This window comes from Psychrobacillus sp. FSL K6-1415 (genome assembly GCF_038003185.1).
Lineage (GTDB): Bacteria > Bacillota > Bacilli > Bacillales_A > Planococcaceae > Psychrobacillus > Psychrobacillus psychrodurans.
In genome coordinates, this window is sequence record NZ_JBBOOQ010000001.1 from 1,490,579 (window position 1) to 1,509,626 (window position 19,048).

The window sequence follows — 19,048 nt, forward strand, 5'->3', positions numbered from 1 at the left end:
CGGAGATATGCAATGGAAAACATTTCGATAAATCGTATTCCGCTGCAAACAAAAATCCGTCAACCAATCACATCAAGTCAAATAGCTTCACCTAAACAATCCTTCCTACAGCATTTACAGGAAGCATCTACTAAAACAGAGTTGAAGGTAAGCAAACATGCAAACCAACGCTTAGAAGAAAGAAATATATATATTTCAGATGCGGAATGGCAAATAGTAAGTGAAAGGGTATCAGAAGCACGTTCAAAAGGTGTGAATGACTCATTAGTATTGATGGACCAAGCAGCATTAATCGTCAGTGCAAAAAATGCAACAGTGATTACCGCTATGGATCGCACGGAAGCGAAAAACCAACTATTTACAAATATCGACGGCACAATTGTGCTGAACTAATAAATAGCAGGACCTTTTAAAGGATGCTATGTGCAGTGGACTGATTGAAGCTAGCACGCAAATTGAAGGGAGAAAAAATAAATGATTCGCTCAATGTACTCAGGTATTTCAGGTTTAAAAAATTTCCAAACAAAATTAGACGTTATAGGTAACAATATCGCCAATGTTAATACTTATGGTTTTAAAAAGGGACGTACCATATTTAAAGATCTGATTTCACAAACCACTGCAGGAGCTTCTGCAGCAACAGGTACACGCGGAGGTGTGAATGCAAAGCAAGTAGGTCTGGGGTCACAACTATCTGCAATAGATACCATTCACGCAGGTGGATCGTTACAATCAACTGGAAATACATTAGACTTAGCAATTTCAGGTGATGGATTTTTTCAAGTAGCAGACGGCACAGGAGCTACAGCAACTACTGGACCAACTGGATATACAAACTATTTATATACTCGTGCAGGTAATTTCTATATGGATGAAAGTGGATACTTAGTTAATTCTGATGGGAAATATGTAGTAGGGGCTGCTGCAGCTACAACCGGAACAGCTCCTGCGCTAGTATATCCTCTTGCTAGCACAGTCACAACAACACCCAATAATGGTAATCTAGATGCTGACAATAATGGTATTCCAGAGAAAAATCCCGTGACAGGGCATACACCTACTTATAAGCCTATTCAGATTCCAACTGATGCGCAAAGTATGAGTATTAGCCAAGATGGTACAGTTACTTTTGTTGATAAAAATGGGGATTTAAGATGGGCTGGGCAATTAGTTCTTGCCAAGTTTCCAAACGCTGGTGGATTAGAAAAGGCAGGAAATAATTATTATAAAACATCCCCCAACTCGGGAACACCTTTAAACGCGACAGGTACTCAAGATGGTCTTGGAACTGTAAACTCTGGTTTCCTAGAAATGTCTAACGTCGATCTTTCTGAAGAATTCACAGACATGATCGTTGCACAACGTGGGTTCCAAGCGAATACTCGTATTATCACAACTTCAGATTCTATTTTAGAAGAATTAATTAACTTAAAACGATAATCTAGTAAATTAAAAACAAATTGTAAGGGAGGGTTGGGCCGTTACTAAGAAAAGATAAAAAAGCACCTATTCTTCAGGTATTCTGCTTTTTTTAGCCCGGCCCTTTTCTATGATTACTATAACAAGGTTAAACGGCAAAGAGTTTTCGTTGAATGCATTATACATAGAGACGGTTGAATCTTTTCCGGATACTACTATAACGCTCACGAATGGTCATAAATATGTTGCGTTAGAATCTCGTGAAGAGGTAGAAAACAAGATCGCTCAGTTTTACAAAGAAGTACATATATTATCGAACCCGCATATAAGAGGTGAACAAGATGAAGAGTAAAAATAAACTATTAACCATTATGCTTATTATTTTAGTTTCGATTACGTTAGTAGGTGTAGTCGCTTTGCTAATAGTCATGCAGTTAAACAAGCCAGATGAAAGTGATAGTAAGCCAACAATTGATGAAATTATCGAGTCTTCTGTTGATATACCAGAAATAACAACAAATTTAGCAGCTAACAAATTTATTCGCATTTCTTTAAAAGTACAAACAGATAGTAAAGAAGCAGCAGAAGAGTTAACTAAACGAGATTTTCAAGTAAAAAATATAGTCATTACGGAGCTGTCTGAAATGACTCCAGAAGACCTAGAAGGTAAAGACGGCAAAGGAATGTTTGAATCAGCATTAAAAACAAAAATTGGTGAGCTAATGGATGATGGAGAAATTCAACAAGTTTATATAACTTCTTATATTATTCAATAGAGTTAATTTCATAATTTACTTGTTTCATTTTAAAATACGAAAGTTTACTATTCGTTTTTAAAAAGTCGATTTTGTTAATTGGAGTGGCAGGCGGCGACTCCAGCGGGAACAGCGCGAGCTGAAAGCCCCGCAGGAAAGACAGTGGTCGAAATTTGTTTGACCAATGTCTTTGCGACGAGTAACCGCAGGAGCATATGTTTTCGTAGTGACGAGGAGATTGAAGCCGTGCCCGCGGAAAGCGTCCGCCTAAAGCGGAAATCAGCGTTGTTCGGATTTCACAGTTTTATATGCTTTTAGTAATTGATTTATAAAGTAACTTTTTCGAATGGAGGTGGGCAGATTGGCAGGAGATATATTATCTCAATCAGAAATAGATGCATTGTTAAGTGCACTCTCAACGGGTGAAATGACAGCAGATGAAATGAAAAGTGAGCAAGAGGCTAGAAAAGTAAGGACCTATGACTTTAAAAGAGCACTTCGCTTTTCAAAAGATCAGATTCGAAGTTTAACGAGAATCCATGAAAACTTTGCTCGTCTATTAACTACATTTTTTTCTGCCCAGTTAAGAACTTATGTGCAAATTTCGGTCGTGTCAGTTGATCAAATACCGTTTGAAGAGTTTGTTCGTTCGGTACCACATATGACATTGATTAATGTGTTTGAGGTTCCGCCACTAGAAGGGAATATTCTAATGGAGATTAATCCAAATATTGCTTATTCCATGCTAGATCTAATGATGGGTGGTAAAGGACAGGCACATACAAAAGTGGATAACCTTACAGAAATTGAGACAAAGATTATGACGAATTTATTTGAGCGTTCGTTTGATAACTTACGAGAAGCATGGGTCAATATTGCGGATATCGATCCTATTCTTACAGAGTTAGAAGTTAATCCTCAATTTTTACAAATGATTTCTCCCAATGAAACGGTAGTAGTCATTTCCTTTAATACAGTCATTGGAGAAACTAGCGGGATGATTAATATTTGTATCCCACATGTTGTTTTAGAACCGATTGTTCCTAATCTATCGGTGCGATATTGGATGCAAACGAATAAAAAAGAAGTATCACCCGAACAGTTAGAGGTTCTAAAAAAACGTGTAAAAGCAGCAGAAATTCCTATTGTTGCGGAAATTGGGACAACGGATATATCTATGGAAGATCTGTTGTACTTACAATTAGGAGATGTCATTCAGTTAAATACTAAAATTGATGACCCACTAACCGTTAATGTTGGTGGCATTCCTAAATTTATTGGTCAACCTGGTAAGCTAAAGAAACGCATGGCTGTACAAGTCATTGAAACTGTGAAAGGAGGAGAGGAAGATGATGAGTGATGATATGCTCTCCCAAGAAGAAATTGAGGCCCTCCTTAGAGGAACGAATATAGATGAAGAAGGTACAAAAGAAGTAGATACGAATGAGATAAATATAGAAGACTATTTAGATTCATTTGCCCAGGATACCCTCGGGGAAATAGGTAACATTTCATTTGGTAGTTCAGCTACTGCCCTTTCTTCCCTCTTGGGTCAAAAAGTAGATATTACTACACCGAATATTAGTATGATTAATCGTAGGAAGCTAAAAGAAGAGTTTCCACATCCGTATGTAGCAGTAGAGGTAAAATATACTACTGGACTAATTGGTATGAATCTTCTTGTTATAAAACAATCAGATGCTGCTATTATCGCAGACTTAATGCTTGGTGGGGATGGTTTGAATCCAAAACCTGAGCTTAGTGAAATTCAGTTAAGTGCAGTTCAAGAAGCGATGAATCAAATGATGGGTTCGGCTGCTACATCAATGTCTACTGTTTTCAATAAAAAAGTAGATATTTCACCACCTTCCATTGATCTAATGAATCTATTAGAAGATGAAGGAACGGAAGCACTTCCTGCAGATGAATTACTTATTAAAATATCTTTCCGTCTTAAAATTGGAGAGTTAATTGATTCTAATATAATGCAACTCTTGCCATTAGAATTTGGGCTTAGCTTAGTGAAATCATTAATAGGTGAAGAAGATACAGAGGTAGCTGCTACTATTACAGAAGAAAAAGTGCATCAGGCGCCCGCTCAACAACAGTCAACAATGCAAACACAACAAGTACCAGAAATGCCGCCGCAGCCGCAGTATAATCAGCATCAATCACGAACACTAGCACCACAAGTGGAAGTACAGCAAGCTCAATTCGCTAGCTTTGAAGCACCAAGTTTATCGCAAAATGAGTCAAGAAATTTAAATTTACTACTTGATATTCCCCTCCAAGTAACAGTAGAATTAGGTCGTACTAAGAGAACTGTCAAAGAGATCTTGGAATTAACAAGTGGTTCCATCATTGAACTCGACAAATTGGCTGGTGAGCCTGTAGATATCCTTGTCAACAATCGCCATGTAGCCAAAGGAGAAGTCGTTGTTATTGATGAGAATTTTGGTGTTCGTATTACAGATATTTTAAGTCAAGCAGAACGTATTAATAATTTAAGATAAGCACTGGAGGAGACATACTATGTCGAAAAGAATTTTAATAGTAGATGATGCAGCATTTATGAGAATGATGATTAAAGATATTTTAAGTAAAAATGGTTTTGAAATAGTTGGAGAAGCAGGAGATGGAGTTCAAGCAATTGAAAAGTACAATGAACTTAAACCTGATTTAGTTACGATGGATATTACGATGCCAGAAATGGATGGAATTGCTGCTCTAAAAGAGATTAAAGCTAAAGATCCATCTGCCACTATCATTATGTGCTCAGCTATGGGGCAACAAGCTATGGTAATCGATGCAATTCAAGCTGGAGCAAAAGATTTCATCGTAAAACCATTCCAAGCTGATAGAGTAATTGAAGCAATTTCAAAAGCTTTAGGGTAATGACATGATGAGGAAATTCCCCCTCTTATTAAGTGTTCTTCTCTTATTAACTTTTGGAACCCAGCTAGATGTAAAGGCAGAATCAGATTCAAATAAAAGTATAGAAGAATACTATAAAGATTTGAACAAAGATCAAAATAACGAAAAAGAATCAGAGCCTAATATAGAAGAAACTCCAGAAACGACTGTTGAACCCGTTTCTGCGGGTGTTTCTGTTACAGCGTGGGATTATATCAAAATGGTTTTCGCTCTTTTATTCGTTATTGCTTTACTCTATGGATTACTTCGTTTTGTAAATAGCAGAAACAGAACCTTTCAGACCAATCAGCTAATTCATAATTTGGGCGGGGTTGGAGTTGGACAGGGGAAATCGTTACAGCTAATGCAGGTAGGTAATTCGATATTTTTAGTTGGTATTGGAGACGATATTACTTTGTTAAAAGAAATAACAAATCCAGTAGAAATCGAAAGTCTAACTAAAATATATGAAGAAAAAGTAGATATCGGAAAGAATATTCCATACATATCTGAGCTAATTGGTCGCTTGAGAGATAAAGGAACTTTAAAGGCGAAGACTGATAGTAAGAAACCTTCGTTTGATGAGACCTTTCAGAAAAGGTTACAAGAAATTCAAAAAGACCGTAGTAATGTATTAAAGGATTGGAAGACGAAGGAGCGCGATAACAATGAATGAATTTGTCCAGTTTTTCTCGGACAGCGACCCATCAAATCTCTCCACATCTATAAAATTAATGCTATTGCTAACGGTTTTATCTTTGGCACCAAGTATTTTAATATTGATGACGTCCTTTGCAAGAATAGTTATAATACTATCATTTGTTCGAACGGCATTAGCAACTAATCAGATGCCACCAAACCAAGTGATAGTTGGTTTAGCACTATTTTTAACATTTTTCATCATGGCACCAACGTTACAGCAAGTAAATGAAGAGGCTTTAACGCCTTTGTTTGATGAAGATATTACTTTAGAAGAAGCGTATGAAAATGCTAGTGGTCCATTCAAAGAGTTCATGAGTAAGCATACGAGGCAAAAAGATTTGGAACTTTTCTTAAGATATTCTGAAGCAGAAAGACCTGAAACAATCGAGGATATTCCTTTAACGGTTATGGTGCCTGCTTTTGCACTTAGTGAAATTAAAACAGCATTCCAAATTGGTTTTATGATTTTTATTCCTTTTTTAGTAATAGATATGATTGTAGCGAGTGTACTAATGTCAATGGGTATGATGATGTTACCGCCAGTTATGATCTCTCTACCGTTTAAAATATTATTATTTGTATTAGTAGATGGATGGTATTTAGTTATGAAATCTATTTTACAAAGTTTTTAGGAGCTGATTGTATTGAATAATGAAATGGTAATTTCAATTGCGGAACAAGCAATTTGGGTCATTCTTCTTGCATCAGGTCCTCTTCTTTTAGTTGCCTTAATAACAGGTCTTGCAGTTAGTATTTTTCAGGCAACTACACAAATTCAAGAACAAACACTTGCATTTGTGCCGAAAATTGTTGCAGTGCTAGTTGCTCTTGTTTTTTTTGGTCCTTGGATGCTTTCACAAGTTACCTCTTATGCTGCAGATATCTTTGAGAATTTAATACGATACATTGGTTGATACAATGGATGCGATCTTACCAAATTTAACTGTATTATTGCTAATTATTGCTCGTGTTACCGCATTTTTTGTAGTGTTACCACTTTTCTCGCATCGAACAATACCTGCACCACACCGGATAGCCTTTGCTGTAGTTCTATCGTGGATGATGTATTATACCCTTGATGTAGAACCATTTGAAATAAATGGTGATTATATTATTTTAATTATAAAAGAAGTTATATCTGGATTATTTATTGGTTTACTTGCTTACATCATTATGTCCGCTATTCAAATTGCAGGTGGATTTATTGATTTTCAGATGGGATTTGCAATGGCAAATGTTATTGATCCCCAGACTGGTACACAAAGTCCGTTAATAGGACAATTTTTGAATACTTTGGCTTTATTGTTATTGTTAGCGTTAAATGGTCATCATTTGCTGTTGGATGGAATTTTTTATAGCTATCAATTTATGCCGATGGAAATGATTTGGCCAGCTTTTGGGCAAGAGAATTATGTAGAATTCATTATGAAAACTTTTGCAGGTGTTTTTGCAGCAGCATTTCAAATGTCTATACCAATAGTAGCTACAGTTTTTCTTGTGGATATAGCTCTTGGTATTACTGCAAGGACTGTACCGCAGTTGAATATTTTTGTTATTGGATTTCCGATAAAAATTGCTGTAGGTTTTTTAGTTCTTCTTGTGATGATGGGGGTACTCATGACAGTCGTACAGCAGTTGTTTGAGACTTTGGTTATTGCAATGCGTGATTTAATGATAATTTTAGGTGGTGGCTAATATGATTGCTCTACGCTTAAATCTCCAGTATTTTTCAGGAGAAAAAACAGAAAAGGCTACTCCTAAAAAGAGGCAAGATTCTCGTAAAAAAGGACAAGTATTAAAGAGTCCTGATGTGACAAGTGCGATTGTATTACTTTCGGTTTTTGTATTTTTATTTTTCTTTGCTAGTTTTTTAAGAACGGAGATCTTTTCGTTCTTTGGCGTGACGTTTAGTAAGTATATGTTAATAGAAACGTTGACAATTGATACTACCATAATTATTTATAAAGATATGCTTCTTGAGATGGCTGTGGTTTTATTACCAATAATGCTAGTTGCTGTGGTAGCTGCTGTAGCTGCAAATTACTTTCAGTTTGGTTTACTGTTCACAACAGAGCCCTTGAAGTTTGATTTGAAAAAGATTGATCCTATAAAAGGTCTCAAAAGAATTTTTTCCCTTAAAGCAATTATAGAGCTTTTAAAATCTATTTTGAAAATATCATTTATTGGTTCTGTAACTACTTTAATATTATGGATGAATTTAGAACAAGTATTATCTCTTTCGTTTAAAACAGCTTGGGATACACTTTCCACTGTTGGCTGGTTAACTGGAACAATGGGGATAGCTGCTTCTTGTGTGCTATTATTTATTTCGATCCTGGATTTCTTTTATCAGAAGTATGACTACGAAAAAAATCTTAAAATGTCTAAGCAAGACATTAAAGATGAACATAAAAACTCAGATGGGGATCCAATTATAAAGTCTCGTATTCGCCAAAGACAGAGGGAGATGGCGATGCGAAGAATGATGCAGGAAATCCCTACTGCTGATGTTGTCATTACAAATCCTACACACTTTGCAATTGTTTTAAAATACGATGATGAATCGATGGACGCTCCAACGGTAGTAGCAAAAGGTGTAGATTTTGTTGCACAAAAAATAAAGCTAATCGCGAAGGAAAATAATGTTGTCATGGTAGAAAATAGACCACTTGCTCGATCGATGTATGACCAAGTGGAAGTTGGTCAACGAATTCCTGATGAATTTTTCAAAGCAGTTGCAGAAGTATTAGCTTATGTATATCGTATTAAACAAAAAATATAATTGATAAAGATAGAGGTGGAAGTAAATGCAAGTCCGCGATATAACCGTATTAGCAGCTGTAATATCTATTGTGGCGATGCTCGTAATACCTCTTCCTCATTGGTTAATAAGTTTTCTTATTATTATAAACATTACAATAGCGTTATTAATATTGATGACAGCTATGAATATGAAAGAAGCTTTAGAGTTCTCAGTATTTCCAACAATCGTTTTACTTATTACATTGTTTAGGCTTGCGTTAAATATTTCCACAACAAGAGCAATTTTAGCAGAAGGTGACGCGGGTAAAGTAGTTGAAACTTTTGGTACATTTGTAACAGGTGGGAATATGCTCGTTGGTTTAGTTGTATTTTCTATTTTAGTAATTATTAACTTTATCGTAATTACAAAGGGTGCCGAGCGTGTTGCTGAAGTGGCAGCTCGTTTTACATTAGATGCAATGCCGGGTAAACAGATGAGTATCGATGCGGATTTAAATGCTGGGATGATCTCCGAGAAAGAGGCGCGTGAAAGACGTGAAAAGGTTGGCGGTGAAGCAGACTTTTATGGTGCTATGGACGGGGCAACAAAATTTGTAAAAGGGGATGCCATTGCAGGTATCATCATCGTTATTATCAATTTATTATTCGGTATTATTATCGGAGTTGTGCAATTTGGACTTCCATTTGGTGAAGCTGCAGTTAAATTTTCAACATTAACTGTAGGGGACGGTCTAGTGTCCCAAATTCCAGCATTGTTAATTTCCACAGCAACTGGGATAGTTGTTACAAGAGCTGCATCTAAAGGGAACCTTGGTGGAGATATTACGGGTCAACTCTTTAATCAGCCGAAACTTCTTTATGTTGCTGCTGCAACAATTACTCTTCTAGGTATCGTAACACCAATTGGATTAGTTTTAACTTTGCCTGTCGCAATTGTACTTGCTGTTGGAGCTTATATGATGAGCAAGGCTAGTAAAGAAGATCCAGATGAGATGGAAGAATTTGAAGAGGAAGTAACAACTGATAATATGAAAAGTCCAGAAAATGTTATTAATTTGTTAAACGTGGATCCAATCGAATTCGAGTTTGGTTACGGATTGATTCCTTTAGTGGATGCTGCTCAGGGTGGAGATTTGCTTGATCGTGTCGTAATGATTCGTAGACAACTTGCACTTGAATTAGGAGTAGTTATTCCGGTAGTTCGAATACGTGATAATATTCAGCTACAACCAAACGAATATCGCATTAAAATTAAAGGTAATGAAATGGCAAGAGGAGAGCTTCTTTTAGATCATTATTTAGCTATGAGTCCTGGAGACGATGACTCAATTGAGGGTATTGATACAGTAGAACCTTCCTTTGGCTTACCAGCTAAATGGATTACGGAATCTGTGAAGGAAGAAGCCGAAATACTTGGATATACGGTTGTCGATCCACCAAGTGTTGTTTCAACACATATGACTGAAATTATACGTAATAACGCACATGAGTTATTAGGACGCCAGGAAACGAAACAATTAATCGATCATATTAGGGAGACATACCCAATCTTAGTAGATGAGTTAACACCTACTCCATTGACAGTAGGAGAGATTCAAAAAATATTAAGCAATCTATTAAGAGAGCATGTATCAATTCGGAATTTGCCAATCATATTTGAAACCCTAGCGGACTATTCAAAAATGACCTCTGATGCCGATGTATTAACTGAATACTCAAGACAATCTTTAGCGAAGCAAATTACGACGCAATATGCTGGAAATAGTAATGTGTTAAAAGTGTTAACGGTCTCTGGTAAAGTGGAAAAACTAATTGCTGATAGTATTCAACAAACAGAACATGGGAACTATTTATCTATAGATCCAAGTGATTCTCAAGCGATACTAGAATCTATGGCTAAAGAGATTGAGCGTGCTTCAATGATGGAGCAATCTCCAATTATTCTTTGTTCACCCGCAGTTAGAATGTATGTAAGACAAATGACAGAAAGATATTTCCCACATGTACCAATTCTTTCTTATAATGAACTAGAATCCTCCATTGAGGTACAAAGTGTCGGGGTGGTGAATGTAGATTGAAGATGAAAAAATATGTAGCGAGTTCAATGCCAGAAGCTATGAAGTTAATACGTAAAGAACTTGGTGATGACGCAGTTATTTTAAGTTCAAAGGTAGTCTTTTCAAAAGGGTTTTTAGGCTTGTTTAAGAAAAAATCTATCGAAGTAGTAGCTGGTATGGACACATTCGAACAATCGAGTAATACATTTGAGGTGCCAACGATGGTACCTCAAGAACATCAAAATGTTTCTGTAGAGATAAAAAAGGAATTAGAAGACTTAAAACTAATGGTAAAGAACATCGGGCGCCCAGAAATGTTAAGTTCATATCCAACAGAAATGAAGACTCTTATAGACTATTTACAAGAGCAAGAATTGTCAGAGGAGCTTATCACACCTGTTAGTGATGAGCTTTTTGTGCATCTGAAAAGTAATACAGGAGTTCTTGAAATGGAAGAGCAAATTACGATAACGAAAAATATACTTGAAACACAAATGGAGCTCCTTCCGTTCGGTGGGATTTCGTATTCGAAGAAATATATAAATGTTCTAGGGCCAACAGGTGTTGGTAAAACGACGACAATAGCTAAAATGGCAGCGCGAGCAGTTTTAGAAAAGAAGAAAAAAGTCGGCTTTATAACAACGGATACATATCGGATTGCAGCAATTGAACAACTTAAAACATACGCTGGTTTACTTCAAGCTCCTCTTGAAATTGTGTACAACGAAAAGGACTTGCAGGAAGCGATGGTTAAATTTGATAATTTAGATATCGTATTTATAGATACAGCTGGTAGGAACTATAAGGAAACTAAATTTGTTAGAGATCTGCAAAAGTTAATAGAATTCGAAGTGAATACAGAAACCTTCCTAGTACTCTCGTCTACATCCAAACAAAAGGACATGGAAGTAATAATAGAACAATTTAGTGAATTTCCCATAGAAAAATTCATCTTTACTAAGGTAGATGAAACAAATACTATTGGCTCAATTATCAATTTAATGGTTAAATATAATAAGGGACTTGCTTACTATACGGATGGTCAAGAAGTCCCGGAGGATATTATGGAAGCTAGTCTTGAAGAATTACTCAAATTGTTCTTAAAGGGGATTCAATATGAGAGATCAAGCTGAAGAACTTAGAATGAAAATGCTTCGGAACCAAAATAGGCTTGGGCGATCAATAGCAGTTGTTAGTGGTAAAGGTGGAGTTGGAAAAAGTAATTTTTCTATAAATTTCACTACAACTTTAAGTGGACAAGGTAAAAAAGTTGTATTAATTGATATGGATATTGGAATGGGGAATATTCATATTTTACTGGGTAAATCAGTTCCCTCTAACTTAAAGGATTACTTAGTGGGAGATCAGTCATTAGAATCAGTGATGTTCGAAGGTCCAAACGATTTACAATATATATCTGGTGGTTCAGGGTTAAGTGGTGTAATGGAATGGACGGAAGATATGTTTGATCGATTAATAGAAGCTTTTGAATATTTACAGAAGAACTTTGATTATATTGTATTTGACATGGGGGCTGGTGCCACAAGTCAGACATTGGATTTGTTAGTATCAGTTGACGATATTATTGTTATAACAACGGCAGAGCCAACATCCATTACAGATGCCTATTCGATGATGAAATATATTTACTATAAAGATTCTGAGAAAAACTTTTTCCTTATTTGCAATCGAGCATTTACCGATGAAGAAGGTTCAGACACAACCGGTAGATTAAAATTAGCAATGTCCAAATTTCTATCAAAAGAAATTACGGTACTAGGTGTTCTGCCTGAGGATTCAGTTGTTCGTAAAGCAGTAAGAGAACAAATACCATTTTCTATTTTATATCCACAAGCAGAAATAACAAAAAAGTTAAAAAAAATAGCTTCTGCATTTACTGATTTTGAAGATGCGGAAGAAGTTATTCCTAAGCACAATAAATTCATATCTCGATTAAAAAGTCTTTTTTCGCATAGGGGCGTGAGATGATGGACGTGAAACCAAAAAAGAAATTGTTAATAGTAGATGACTCCGCTTTCATGCGTAAACTTATTAGTGACTTTTTTATTGATCACAAATCGATAGAAGTAATAGGTATCGCTAGGAATGGAAAAGACGCAATTGAAAAGATAAAAACTCTACAACCAAATGTCATCACGATGGATGTTGAAATGCCAGTGATGAATGGTTTGGAGGCATTACGTCAGATAATGTCCGATATGCCAGTTCCTGTTGTAATGCTATCTAGTACAACAAAAAGTGGAGCGGAAAGTACGATGCAAGCGATGGAATATGGCGCCGTTGATTTCATCGCGAAGCCAAGTGGCACTATTTCTTTAGATTTACATAAGATTAAAGAGGAATTAGTAGAAAAAGTAGAAAATGCAGCTCAAGTATCAATAAACAAAATGAAGAAACGTTCACCATTACCATTAAATAATAGAGTTACAAAAAATGTCGAAGTAAAGAAAATGACCGACTCACCAAATGTTATCAAATGGGACAAGATGAGTAAGAAAATGGTCTTAATTGGAACTTCAACAGGAGGTCCAAGAGCACTTCAAGAAGTGATTACAAAACTACCAAGCAATATAAAGGCTCCAGTATTAATTGTTCAACATATGCCTGCTGGATTTACAAAATCATTGGCACAAAGGCTCAATCAATTATCAGCAATAGAGGTAAAAGAAGCGGAAGATGGCGATGTGCTTCAAAATGGACATGCGTATATTGCACCTGGCGGCTATCATATGCGCATCCAGAAAAGAGGGTCATCATACTACATAGTACTAGATGACAAAGAAGCACCACGATCTGGACATAGACCAGCAGTAGATGTACTTTTTGAAGATAATAGCCAGTTTAATGATTTTGATAAGATTGCCGTTATTATGACAGGAATGGGATCTGACGGTTCTCTTGGTCTTAAACAGTTGAAAAATAGCGGAAACGTTGTGGCCATTGCAGAAGCAGCGAGTACTTGCATTGTTTATGGAATGCCAAAGGCTGCTGTAGAAACAAATTTAGTAAATGAAGTAGTGGATTTAGATCAAATAGCAAAAACCATCATACAATATCTACCTTAAAGGGGTGTTAATCAATGGATACAAATCAATATTTGGAAATGTTTATAGAAGAAAGTAAGGAACATTTACAAGCCTGTAATGAACATTTATTAGAATTAGAAAAAAATCCTGAGAATATAGCAATTGTTAATGAAGTATTCCGCTCTGCGCATACTTTAAAAGGTATGTCGGCAACAATGGGTTATGAAGATATCGCAAATTTAACGCATAAGATGGAAAATGTTTTAGATGAAATTAGAAATAGCCGTCTGCATGTCACTGCTGAATTATTAGATGTCGTTTTCGTTGCAGTCGATCAATTGGAAGAAATGGTATTGGACATTGCAGCGGGAGGAAAAGGAAAGCTAGATGTAACAGATACTGTACAAAAGCTCCATAAAATAGAAACTGGAGAAGTAATTCCAGTTGCTGCTACTACAGTAGAACCCACTATTGTAGAAGATACCACACCTACTCAAGAGAACTGGTTAACTTATGACGATTATGAAATGACAGTCATTCAGCAGTCAGTCGAACAGGATTTCTTTACGTATGAAATTTCTGTCAAACTGCGTGAAGATTGTTTACTAAAAGCTGCTAGAGTATACATGGTTTTTGAATTATTAGAAAAAATGGGAGACGTTATTAAATCTTCCCCATCTGTTGAAAAGTTAGAGGGAGAAGATTTTGATGAGATTTTCTATGTAGCTTTAGTTACAAATGAACCTTCAGACGATGTGCAAAAGAAATTGATGAAAGTTTCTGAAGTAACTGAAGTACTAGTAAACTCAGTAACATTAGAACAACTAAAAAAACGTAATAGTTTTGAGGTAGACAAAGTTGAAGAGACTTCAGTGGTGGAAATGACAGATGTTACTGAAGATAACAAACAAATAGTGGAAGTAAAGTCTCCTGAAAAATCGCCAACATCTAAAAACAATCAAGTCCAATCTAGTAAAACTATTCGTGTGAATATTGAAAGATTAGATATATTGATGAATTTATTTGAGGAGTTAGTAATTGATCGCGGACGTCTTCAGTCAATCTCGGAAGATTTACATAACAGTGAGTTAGATGAAACTGTAGAACGTATGTCCCGCATAACCGGTGACCTACAAAATATTATATTAAATATGCGTATGGTTCCAGTAGAAACAGTATTTAATAGATTCCCAAGAATGGTACGTCAGTTAGCACGTGATTTAAATAAAAAAATCAATTTAGAAGTGATCGGTGCTGAAACAGAATTAGACCGAACAGTAATTGATGAAATTGGGGATCCACTTGTACATTTAATTAGAAATTCCTTAGACCATGGAGTAGAAAGCCCTGAAATCCGTTTAGCTAAAGGTAAACCAGAGGAAGGTACAGTAGTACTTCGTGCATACCATAGCGGTAATCATGTGTTTATCGAGATTGAGGACGATGGTGCGGGCATTAACCGTGAAAAAGTCTTGAAAAAAGCTATATCAAAAGGAATTGTTTCAAAAGAAAGTGCTCAAGCAATGAGTGATAAACAAGTGGCAGAGCTAATTCTTTCTTCTGGATTCTCTACTGCTGATGTTATTTCGGATGTCTCAGGTAGAGGCGTTGGATTAGACGTAGTAAAAACGACGATTGAATCCCTTGGTGGTTCTATTGATATATCTTCAACGGAAGGGCAAGGTTCATTATTCTCTATTCAATTACCGTTGACGCTTTCTATTATTTCTGTAATGTTAGTAGAACTTGGTGAGGAAATTTATGCTATACCTCTTTCTTCTATTATTGAGACTGCGATTATCCGTTCCTCTGATATATTAAATGCTCACAATCAAAAAGTAATAGATTTCCGTGGCAAGGTCGTTCCGTTAGTATTCTTAGAAAATGTATTTGATGTTCCTAGAGAAAGTACTGATGATGAATTTCACTCTGTTGTTCTTGTTCGAAAAGGAGACAAAATGGCTGGTCTTGTAGTAGATTCGTTTATCGGTCAACAAGAGATTGTCTTAAAATCACTTGGTGCATATTTATCAAGTGTATTCGCAATCTCCGGTGCAACTATTTTAGGTAATGGTAAGGTAGCACTAATTGTAGATTGTAATGCATTAATCAGTTAAATAGCATCTACTAGAAAGGATGAGAGAGCATTATGACAGAAACAGCAGTAGATTATGATAATTTAAAAGTAGTAGTTTTCCAATTGGCAGATAAAGAATATGTTATACCTGTTAGTCAGGTTCAAGGTATTGAGAAACTTATATATATTACACGTGTCCCTAAAACCCCTTCATTTGTGAAGGGAGTTATCAACTTACGTGGAGTAGTTACTCCTATTATTGATTTGAAAAATCGTTTTGGATTAGGAGAGAGTAGTTTAAACGAATCTACTCGTATTATTATAATAACGTTGGATGATATGGATGTTGGAGTAATTGTTGACTCTGCTAATGATGTATTGGATATACCAATAGGTTCAATTGAACCACAGCCAGAGGTAGTTGGAGGTATGGAACAAGACTTTATAGCTGGAGTTGCGAAAATCGATAGCCGTTTGTTAATCCTTCTTCACTTAAATCATGTATTAAATCCTATTAAGTCAGGAGTTTAAATGATGTATGACAGTAAAATAACTTCCATGCATTTAGATGTCTTAAAGGAAATAGGAAACATTGGCGCTGCTCATGCGGCGACAGCATTGTCGACGTTATTAAATAAAAAAATTGATATGAAGGTACCAAAGGTGGAAATGGTATCATTTGACGATATGATGGATTTAGCTGGAGGCCCAGAGAGTGTAGTTGCCGGTATTTATCTTCGTATAGAAGGTGACGTTACTGGTAGTATGTTTTTTGTTCTACCAGTGGAACAGGCGAATCGATTTATACGAAGATTGGTACAAGATGAAACTTTCGATTTTCAAACAGGTGAAGTATCTGAAATAGGGGCCTCTGCCATGCAAGAGCTTGGTAATATACTTTCTGGTTCCTATCTATCTGCATTATCAGACTTTACCCGTTTAAAAATATACCCTACTGTACCTGCCCTAAGCGTAGATATGGTTGGTGCTATTATAAGTTTTGGATTGGTGGAGTTATCTCATATAAGTGATTATGTCATTGTAATAGATACAGCTATCAATGAAGAGGATGTTCCGAACGAAGAGAGTGTGAAAGGACATTTCTTTTTATTACCAGATCCAGAATCATTTGAAGCTATTTTTAAAGCTTTAGGAGTTAACTAATATGAACGCACAAGGTCAAATAGTCAAAGTCGGTATTGCAGATATGAATATTGCAAAAGCTCCAGATAAAATACGTACTTCCGGACTTGGATCGTGTGTAGGAGTTGTTCTATATGACGAGAGATCAACGACGGTAGGTATGATCCATGTTATGCTACCTGATTCGAGTCTAGGAAGAGCGGAAGCGATAAATATTGCGAAATTTGCAGATACTGGTATTCCAGCGATGGTGGAGCAGTTAAAAATTGAAGGTATTCAACCTTATAAGTTAAAAGCTAAAATAGCTGGTGGGGCTCAAATGTTTCAGTTCTCTACTACTAGTGAGACGATGAGAATTGGGCCGCGTAATGTCGAGGCAGTCAAAGAGTATTTAAAAAAGTTTTCTATTCCTATTATCGCAGAAGATACGGGGGGGAACAGTGGTAGAACAATAGAGTTTGATCCTACTACAAAACTATTAAATATTAGAACAGTGAACCAAGGAGTGAGAGATATATGATGGTAGGAACTATTCTTTCTAACTTTTGGGTAGCGCTTATTGCTTTTAGTGTATATTTTTTATTTTCTTATCCTTTTATAGAAGGTATGGGAATTATTTTTGATGCGTGTATTGTTGCTGTTGTATTTTTTCTTCTAACATTTCTGGGTAGAGCGATTATTAGATATATAATAAGTAATCCCCCGGAAGAAATGGAAGGTATGCCGATAGATAATGATACTGAAATTTTTAAATCTGAAATTTCTCCAGAAGATTATGCAGAGCTAGTAAAGACAATGCTAAACGAAGAGGAACAACCTAATTCACAGCACTAATATCGCAAAATGTATTAAAAATCGGGGGAGTCGATAGTTTCGACTCCCCTTTTTAGTGAGATTTTTGTTATAATAACAATAATGATTAGATATATTGGAAAGGGGGATAATTTTGATAAATCAAGATTCGACAGATGAGCAACTTCTTTGGAAGAGTTGGACTGAAAGCAAAGATCCTCAGGCCGGAGATTTACTCATGAAAAAATATATACCGCTAGTTAACTATCATGTGCAAAGAATCGGTGCAGGTATCCCTAAAAATATATCTAGAGAAGAGCTTAAAAGTTTAGGAATGATGGGATTATTTGATGCTCTTAATAAATTTGATTATAGTAGAGAGTTAAAATTTGATACTTATGCTTCGTTTCGGGTAAGAGGGGCTATCATTGATGGATTGAGGAAAGAAGATTGGCTTCCACGCTCTTCGCGAGAAAAAGCGAAGAAATTAGAATCTAAAATTGAGGAACTCGAGCAAAAGTTGATGAGACATGCATCTGCAGAAGAAATAGCAGAATTTGTCGAAATGCCTGTAGAGGATGTATATCATACAGTACAGGAGCATTTTTTCTCGAATGTATTGTCAATTGATGAGCAGCTACAAGAAAGTGAAGAACCTGAACACAAATCATATGTCATTCGAGATGACTCTCAGAAAACTCCAGAACAACAAATGGTTAAACGAGAGCTAATTGAAGATTTAGCAAATCAAATTCAACAACTAAATGAAAATGAACAATTAGTATTAAATTTGTTTTATACAGAAGAATTGACGCTTACAGTTATTGGAGAAATGCTAGGTTTGTCTACTTCTAGAATATCTCAAATTCATTCGAAAGCACTTTTTAAACTTAGAAAACTATTAATGAATGAAATGATGAATGTATAAGTTAAATGCATAATTACTTACTTCAATATAAAACGTGAATAGTGATGTGATATTCAATTATCCATAAAGTGCGTTGGAGCGAAAATCAACCTTTCGGATATTACTATTAAATTATTAAATTGGTATATATAGAAAAAGGGGATACTACCATGAGCTTAAAGTTAGCAGAACTTCAAATAGCTATTCCTAAAACGTTTGATGCTGGTAAAGTAGCCGATCAAATCCAACAACAAAGTGCAATACAACAATCTAATGCGCAAGCAGCTTCTGAAAGACAGTTAGAAAAAAATAGAGAAACGGTGACAAAGTCTACTGAAGCATCGAAGACAAGTTCCCAAGATGATGAAAAAGAAAGAATGGAGCAAGAGCGTCAAAATAGAAAAAAGAGAGAACAGGAAATAAAAGAGACAAAGCATCCTTTCAAGGGGAACTTTGTAGATTTTAGTGGTTAG

Annotated in this window: 23 protein-coding genes; all 23 read left to right on the plus strand. The window is 35.8% G+C overall.

Going from position 1 to position 19,048, the window contains the following annotated elements:
* The first annotated feature begins 12 nt into the window (after positions 1 to 12).
* Positions 13 to 393 carry a TIGR02530 family flagellar biosynthesis protein gene (locus MKY60_RS06935; RefSeq protein WP_340929226.1) on the plus strand — a complete coding sequence of 127 codons (381 nt, stop codon included), beginning with the start codon at positions 13 to 15 and terminating at the stop codon, positions 391 to 393.
* Positions 394 to 474: 81 nt separating this feature from the next.
* On the plus strand, positions 475 to 1,440 hold the full coding sequence (locus MKY60_RS06940; protein WP_340929228.1) for a flagellar hook-basal body complex protein: 966 nt from the start codon (positions 475 to 477) through the stop codon (positions 1,438 to 1,440).
* 109 nt (positions 1,441 to 1,549) lie between these two features.
* Complete coding sequence (locus tag MKY60_RS06945; protein ID WP_093494462.1) at positions 1,550 to 1,771, plus strand: flagellar FlbD family protein; 222 nt, start codon at positions 1,550 to 1,552, stop codon at positions 1,769 to 1,771.
* Positions 1,761 to 2,195 carry a flagellar basal body-associated protein FliL gene (fliL, locus tag MKY60_RS06950; RefSeq protein WP_093494463.1) on the plus strand — a complete coding sequence of 145 codons (435 nt, stop codon included), beginning with the start codon at positions 1,761 to 1,763 and terminating at the stop codon, positions 2,193 to 2,195. The genes MKY60_RS06945 and fliL overlap by 11 nt, the downstream gene beginning before the upstream one ends.
* Before the next feature lie 340 nt (positions 2,196 to 2,535).
* Positions 2,536 to 3,534, plus strand: coding sequence for a flagellar motor switch protein FliM (gene fliM, locus MKY60_RS06955; RefSeq protein WP_090562561.1), 999 nt, complete (start codon positions 2,536 to 2,538; stop codon positions 3,532 to 3,534).
* Positions 3,527 to 4,687: a flagellar motor switch phosphatase FliY gene (gene fliY, locus MKY60_RS06960; protein ID WP_340931072.1), complete on the plus strand. Its 1,161-nt coding sequence runs from the start codon at positions 3,527 to 3,529 to the stop codon at positions 4,685 to 4,687. The genes fliM and fliY overlap by 8 nt, the downstream gene beginning before the upstream one ends.
* A gap of 19 nt (positions 4,688 to 4,706) precedes the next feature.
* The gene (locus MKY60_RS06965; RefSeq protein ID WP_090562558.1) at positions 4,707 to 5,069 is read left to right on the plus strand and encodes a response regulator; all 363 of its coding nucleotides are present in this window, start codon (positions 4,707 to 4,709) and stop codon (positions 5,067 to 5,069) included.
* 4 nt (positions 5,070 to 5,073) lie between these two features.
* Complete coding sequence (locus MKY60_RS06970) at positions 5,074 to 5,763, plus strand: flagellar biosynthetic protein FliO (RefSeq protein ID WP_340929234.1); 690 nt, start codon at positions 5,074 to 5,076, stop codon at positions 5,761 to 5,763.
* Positions 5,756 to 6,421: a flagellar type III secretion system pore protein FliP gene (fliP, locus tag MKY60_RS06975; protein WP_090562553.1), complete on the plus strand. Its 666-nt coding sequence runs from the start codon at positions 5,756 to 5,758 to the stop codon at positions 6,419 to 6,421. The genes MKY60_RS06970 and fliP overlap by 8 nt, the downstream gene beginning before the upstream one ends.
* Positions 6,422 to 6,433: 12 nt before the next feature.
* The gene (gene fliQ / locus MKY60_RS06980) at positions 6,434 to 6,703 is read left to right on the plus strand and encodes a flagellar biosynthesis protein FliQ (protein ID WP_093494465.1); all 270 of its coding nucleotides are present in this window, start codon (positions 6,434 to 6,436) and stop codon (positions 6,701 to 6,703) included.
* 4 nt (positions 6,704 to 6,707) lie between these two features.
* A complete protein-coding gene (gene fliR, locus MKY60_RS06985) occupies positions 6,708 to 7,484 on the plus strand; it encodes a flagellar biosynthetic protein FliR (protein WP_093494466.1) in 777 nt (258 codons plus the stop codon).
* A 1-nt stretch (position 7,485) separates the two neighbouring features.
* The gene (flhB, locus tag MKY60_RS06990; protein WP_340929238.1) at positions 7,486 to 8,571 is read left to right on the plus strand and encodes a flagellar biosynthesis protein FlhB; all 1,086 of its coding nucleotides are present in this window, start codon (positions 7,486 to 7,488) and stop codon (positions 8,569 to 8,571) included.
* Positions 8,572 to 8,596: 25 nt separating this feature from the next.
* Positions 8,597 to 10,630: a flagellar biosynthesis protein FlhA gene (gene flhA / locus MKY60_RS06995; RefSeq protein ID WP_093494468.1), complete on the plus strand. Its 2,034-nt coding sequence runs from the start codon at positions 8,597 to 8,599 to the stop codon at positions 10,628 to 10,630.
* Positions 10,627 to 11,742 (plus strand): flagellar biosynthesis protein FlhF, encoded by a 1,116-nt coding sequence (flhF, locus tag MKY60_RS07000; protein ID WP_093494469.1) that lies wholly within the window; start codon positions 10,627 to 10,629, stop codon positions 11,740 to 11,742. Before flhA ends, flhF begins: the two co-directional genes overlap by 4 nt.
* Positions 11,726 to 12,598, plus strand: a complete 873-nt coding sequence (locus MKY60_RS07005; protein ID WP_093494470.1) for a MinD/ParA family protein — start codon at positions 11,726 to 11,728, stop codon at positions 12,596 to 12,598. Before flhF ends, MKY60_RS07005 begins: the two co-directional genes overlap by 17 nt.
* A complete protein-coding gene (locus MKY60_RS07010) occupies positions 12,598 to 13,695 on the plus strand; it encodes a protein-glutamate methylesterase/protein-glutamine glutaminase (RefSeq protein ID WP_340931073.1) in 1,098 nt (365 codons plus the stop codon). Before MKY60_RS07005 ends, MKY60_RS07010 begins: the two co-directional genes overlap by 1 nt.
* A 14-nt stretch (positions 13,696 to 13,709) precedes the next feature.
* Positions 13,710 to 15,773: a chemotaxis protein CheA gene (locus tag MKY60_RS07015; protein WP_340929242.1), complete on the plus strand. Its 2,064-nt coding sequence runs from the start codon at positions 13,710 to 13,712 to the stop codon at positions 15,771 to 15,773.
* 32 nt (positions 15,774 to 15,805) lie between these two features.
* The gene (locus MKY60_RS07020; RefSeq protein WP_340929244.1) at positions 15,806 to 16,264 is read left to right on the plus strand and encodes a chemotaxis protein CheW; all 459 of its coding nucleotides are present in this window, start codon (positions 15,806 to 15,808) and stop codon (positions 16,262 to 16,264) included.
* Positions 16,265 to 16,897: a chemotaxis protein CheC gene (locus MKY60_RS07025; protein ID WP_093494473.1), complete on the plus strand. Its 633-nt coding sequence runs from the start codon at positions 16,265 to 16,267 to the stop codon at positions 16,895 to 16,897.
* A gap of 1 nt (position 16,898) precedes the next feature.
* On the plus strand, positions 16,899 to 17,396 hold the full coding sequence (locus MKY60_RS07030; RefSeq protein ID WP_090562523.1) for a chemotaxis protein CheD: 498 nt from the start codon (positions 16,899 to 16,901) through the stop codon (positions 17,394 to 17,396).
* Positions 17,393 to 17,710: a hypothetical protein gene (locus MKY60_RS07035; protein WP_340929248.1), complete on the plus strand. Its 318-nt coding sequence runs from the start codon at positions 17,393 to 17,395 to the stop codon at positions 17,708 to 17,710. Before MKY60_RS07030 ends, MKY60_RS07035 begins: the two co-directional genes overlap by 4 nt.
* Positions 17,711 to 17,825: 115 nt before the next feature.
* Positions 17,826 to 18,596 (plus strand): FliA/WhiG family RNA polymerase sigma factor, encoded by a 771-nt coding sequence (locus MKY60_RS07040; protein ID WP_090563561.1) that lies wholly within the window; start codon positions 17,826 to 17,828, stop codon positions 18,594 to 18,596.
* A gap of 149 nt (positions 18,597 to 18,745) precedes the next feature.
* A complete protein-coding gene (locus MKY60_RS07045; protein WP_093494475.1) occupies positions 18,746 to 19,048 on the plus strand; it encodes a hypothetical protein in 303 nt (100 codons plus the stop codon).

Bases quoted from the DNA above. Each gene is read 5' to 3' on its own strand.
- MKY60_RS07005 (WP_093494470.1), top strand. From the start codon at position 11,726: ATGAGAGATCAAGCTGAAGAACTTAGAATGAAAATGCTTCGGAACCAA.
- fliL (WP_093494463.1), top strand. From the start codon at position 1,761: ATGAAGAGTAAAAATAAACTATTAACCATTATGCTTATTATTTTAGTT.
- MKY60_RS06965 (WP_090562558.1), top strand. From the start codon at position 4,707: ATGTCGAAAAGAATTTTAATAGTAGATGATGCAGCATTTATGAGAATG.
- MKY60_RS07025 (WP_093494473.1), top strand. From the start codon at position 16,265: ATGATGTATGACAGTAAAATAACTTCCATGCATTTAGATGTCTTAAAG.
- flhA (WP_093494468.1), top strand. From the start codon at position 8,597: ATGCAAGTCCGCGATATAACCGTATTAGCAGCTGTAATATCTATTGTG.
- MKY60_RS07045 (WP_093494475.1), top strand. From the start codon at position 18,746: ATGAGCTTAAAGTTAGCAGAACTTCAAATAGCTATTCCTAAAACGTTT.
- MKY60_RS07035 (WP_340929248.1), top strand. From the start codon at position 17,393: ATGATGGTAGGAACTATTCTTTCTAACTTTTGGGTAGCGCTTATTGCT.
- MKY60_RS06945 (WP_093494462.1), top strand. From the start codon at position 1,550: ATGATTACTATAACAAGGTTAAACGGCAAAGAGTTTTCGTTGAATGCA.
- MKY60_RS07020 (WP_340929244.1), top strand. From the start codon at position 15,806: ATGACAGAAACAGCAGTAGATTATGATAATTTAAAAGTAGTAGTTTTC.
- MKY60_RS06940 (WP_340929228.1), top strand. From the start codon at position 475: ATGATTCGCTCAATGTACTCAGGTATTTCAGGTTTAAAAAATTTCCAA.
- MKY60_RS06970 (WP_340929234.1), top strand. From the start codon at position 5,074: ATGATGAGGAAATTCCCCCTCTTATTAAGTGTTCTTCTCTTATTAACT.
- MKY60_RS07015 (WP_340929242.1), top strand. From the start codon at position 13,710: ATGGATACAAATCAATATTTGGAAATGTTTATAGAAGAAAGTAAGGAA.
- fliP (WP_090562553.1), top strand. From the start codon at position 5,756: ATGAATGAATTTGTCCAGTTTTTCTCGGACAGCGACCCATCAAATCTC.
- MKY60_RS07010 (WP_340931073.1), top strand. From the start codon at position 12,598: ATGGACGTGAAACCAAAAAAGAAATTGTTAATAGTAGATGACTCCGCT.
- MKY60_RS06935 (WP_340929226.1), top strand. From the start codon at position 13: ATGGAAAACATTTCGATAAATCGTATTCCGCTGCAAACAAAAATCCGT.
- MKY60_RS07030 (WP_090562523.1), top strand. From the start codon at position 16,899: ATGAACGCACAAGGTCAAATAGTCAAAGTCGGTATTGCAGATATGAAT.
- fliY (WP_340931072.1), top strand. From the start codon at position 3,527: ATGAGTGATGATATGCTCTCCCAAGAAGAAATTGAGGCCCTCCTTAGA.
- flhB (WP_340929238.1), top strand. From the start codon at position 7,486: ATGATTGCTCTACGCTTAAATCTCCAGTATTTTTCAGGAGAAAAAACA.
- fliR (WP_093494466.1), top strand. From the start codon at position 6,708: ATGGATGCGATCTTACCAAATTTAACTGTATTATTGCTAATTATTGCT.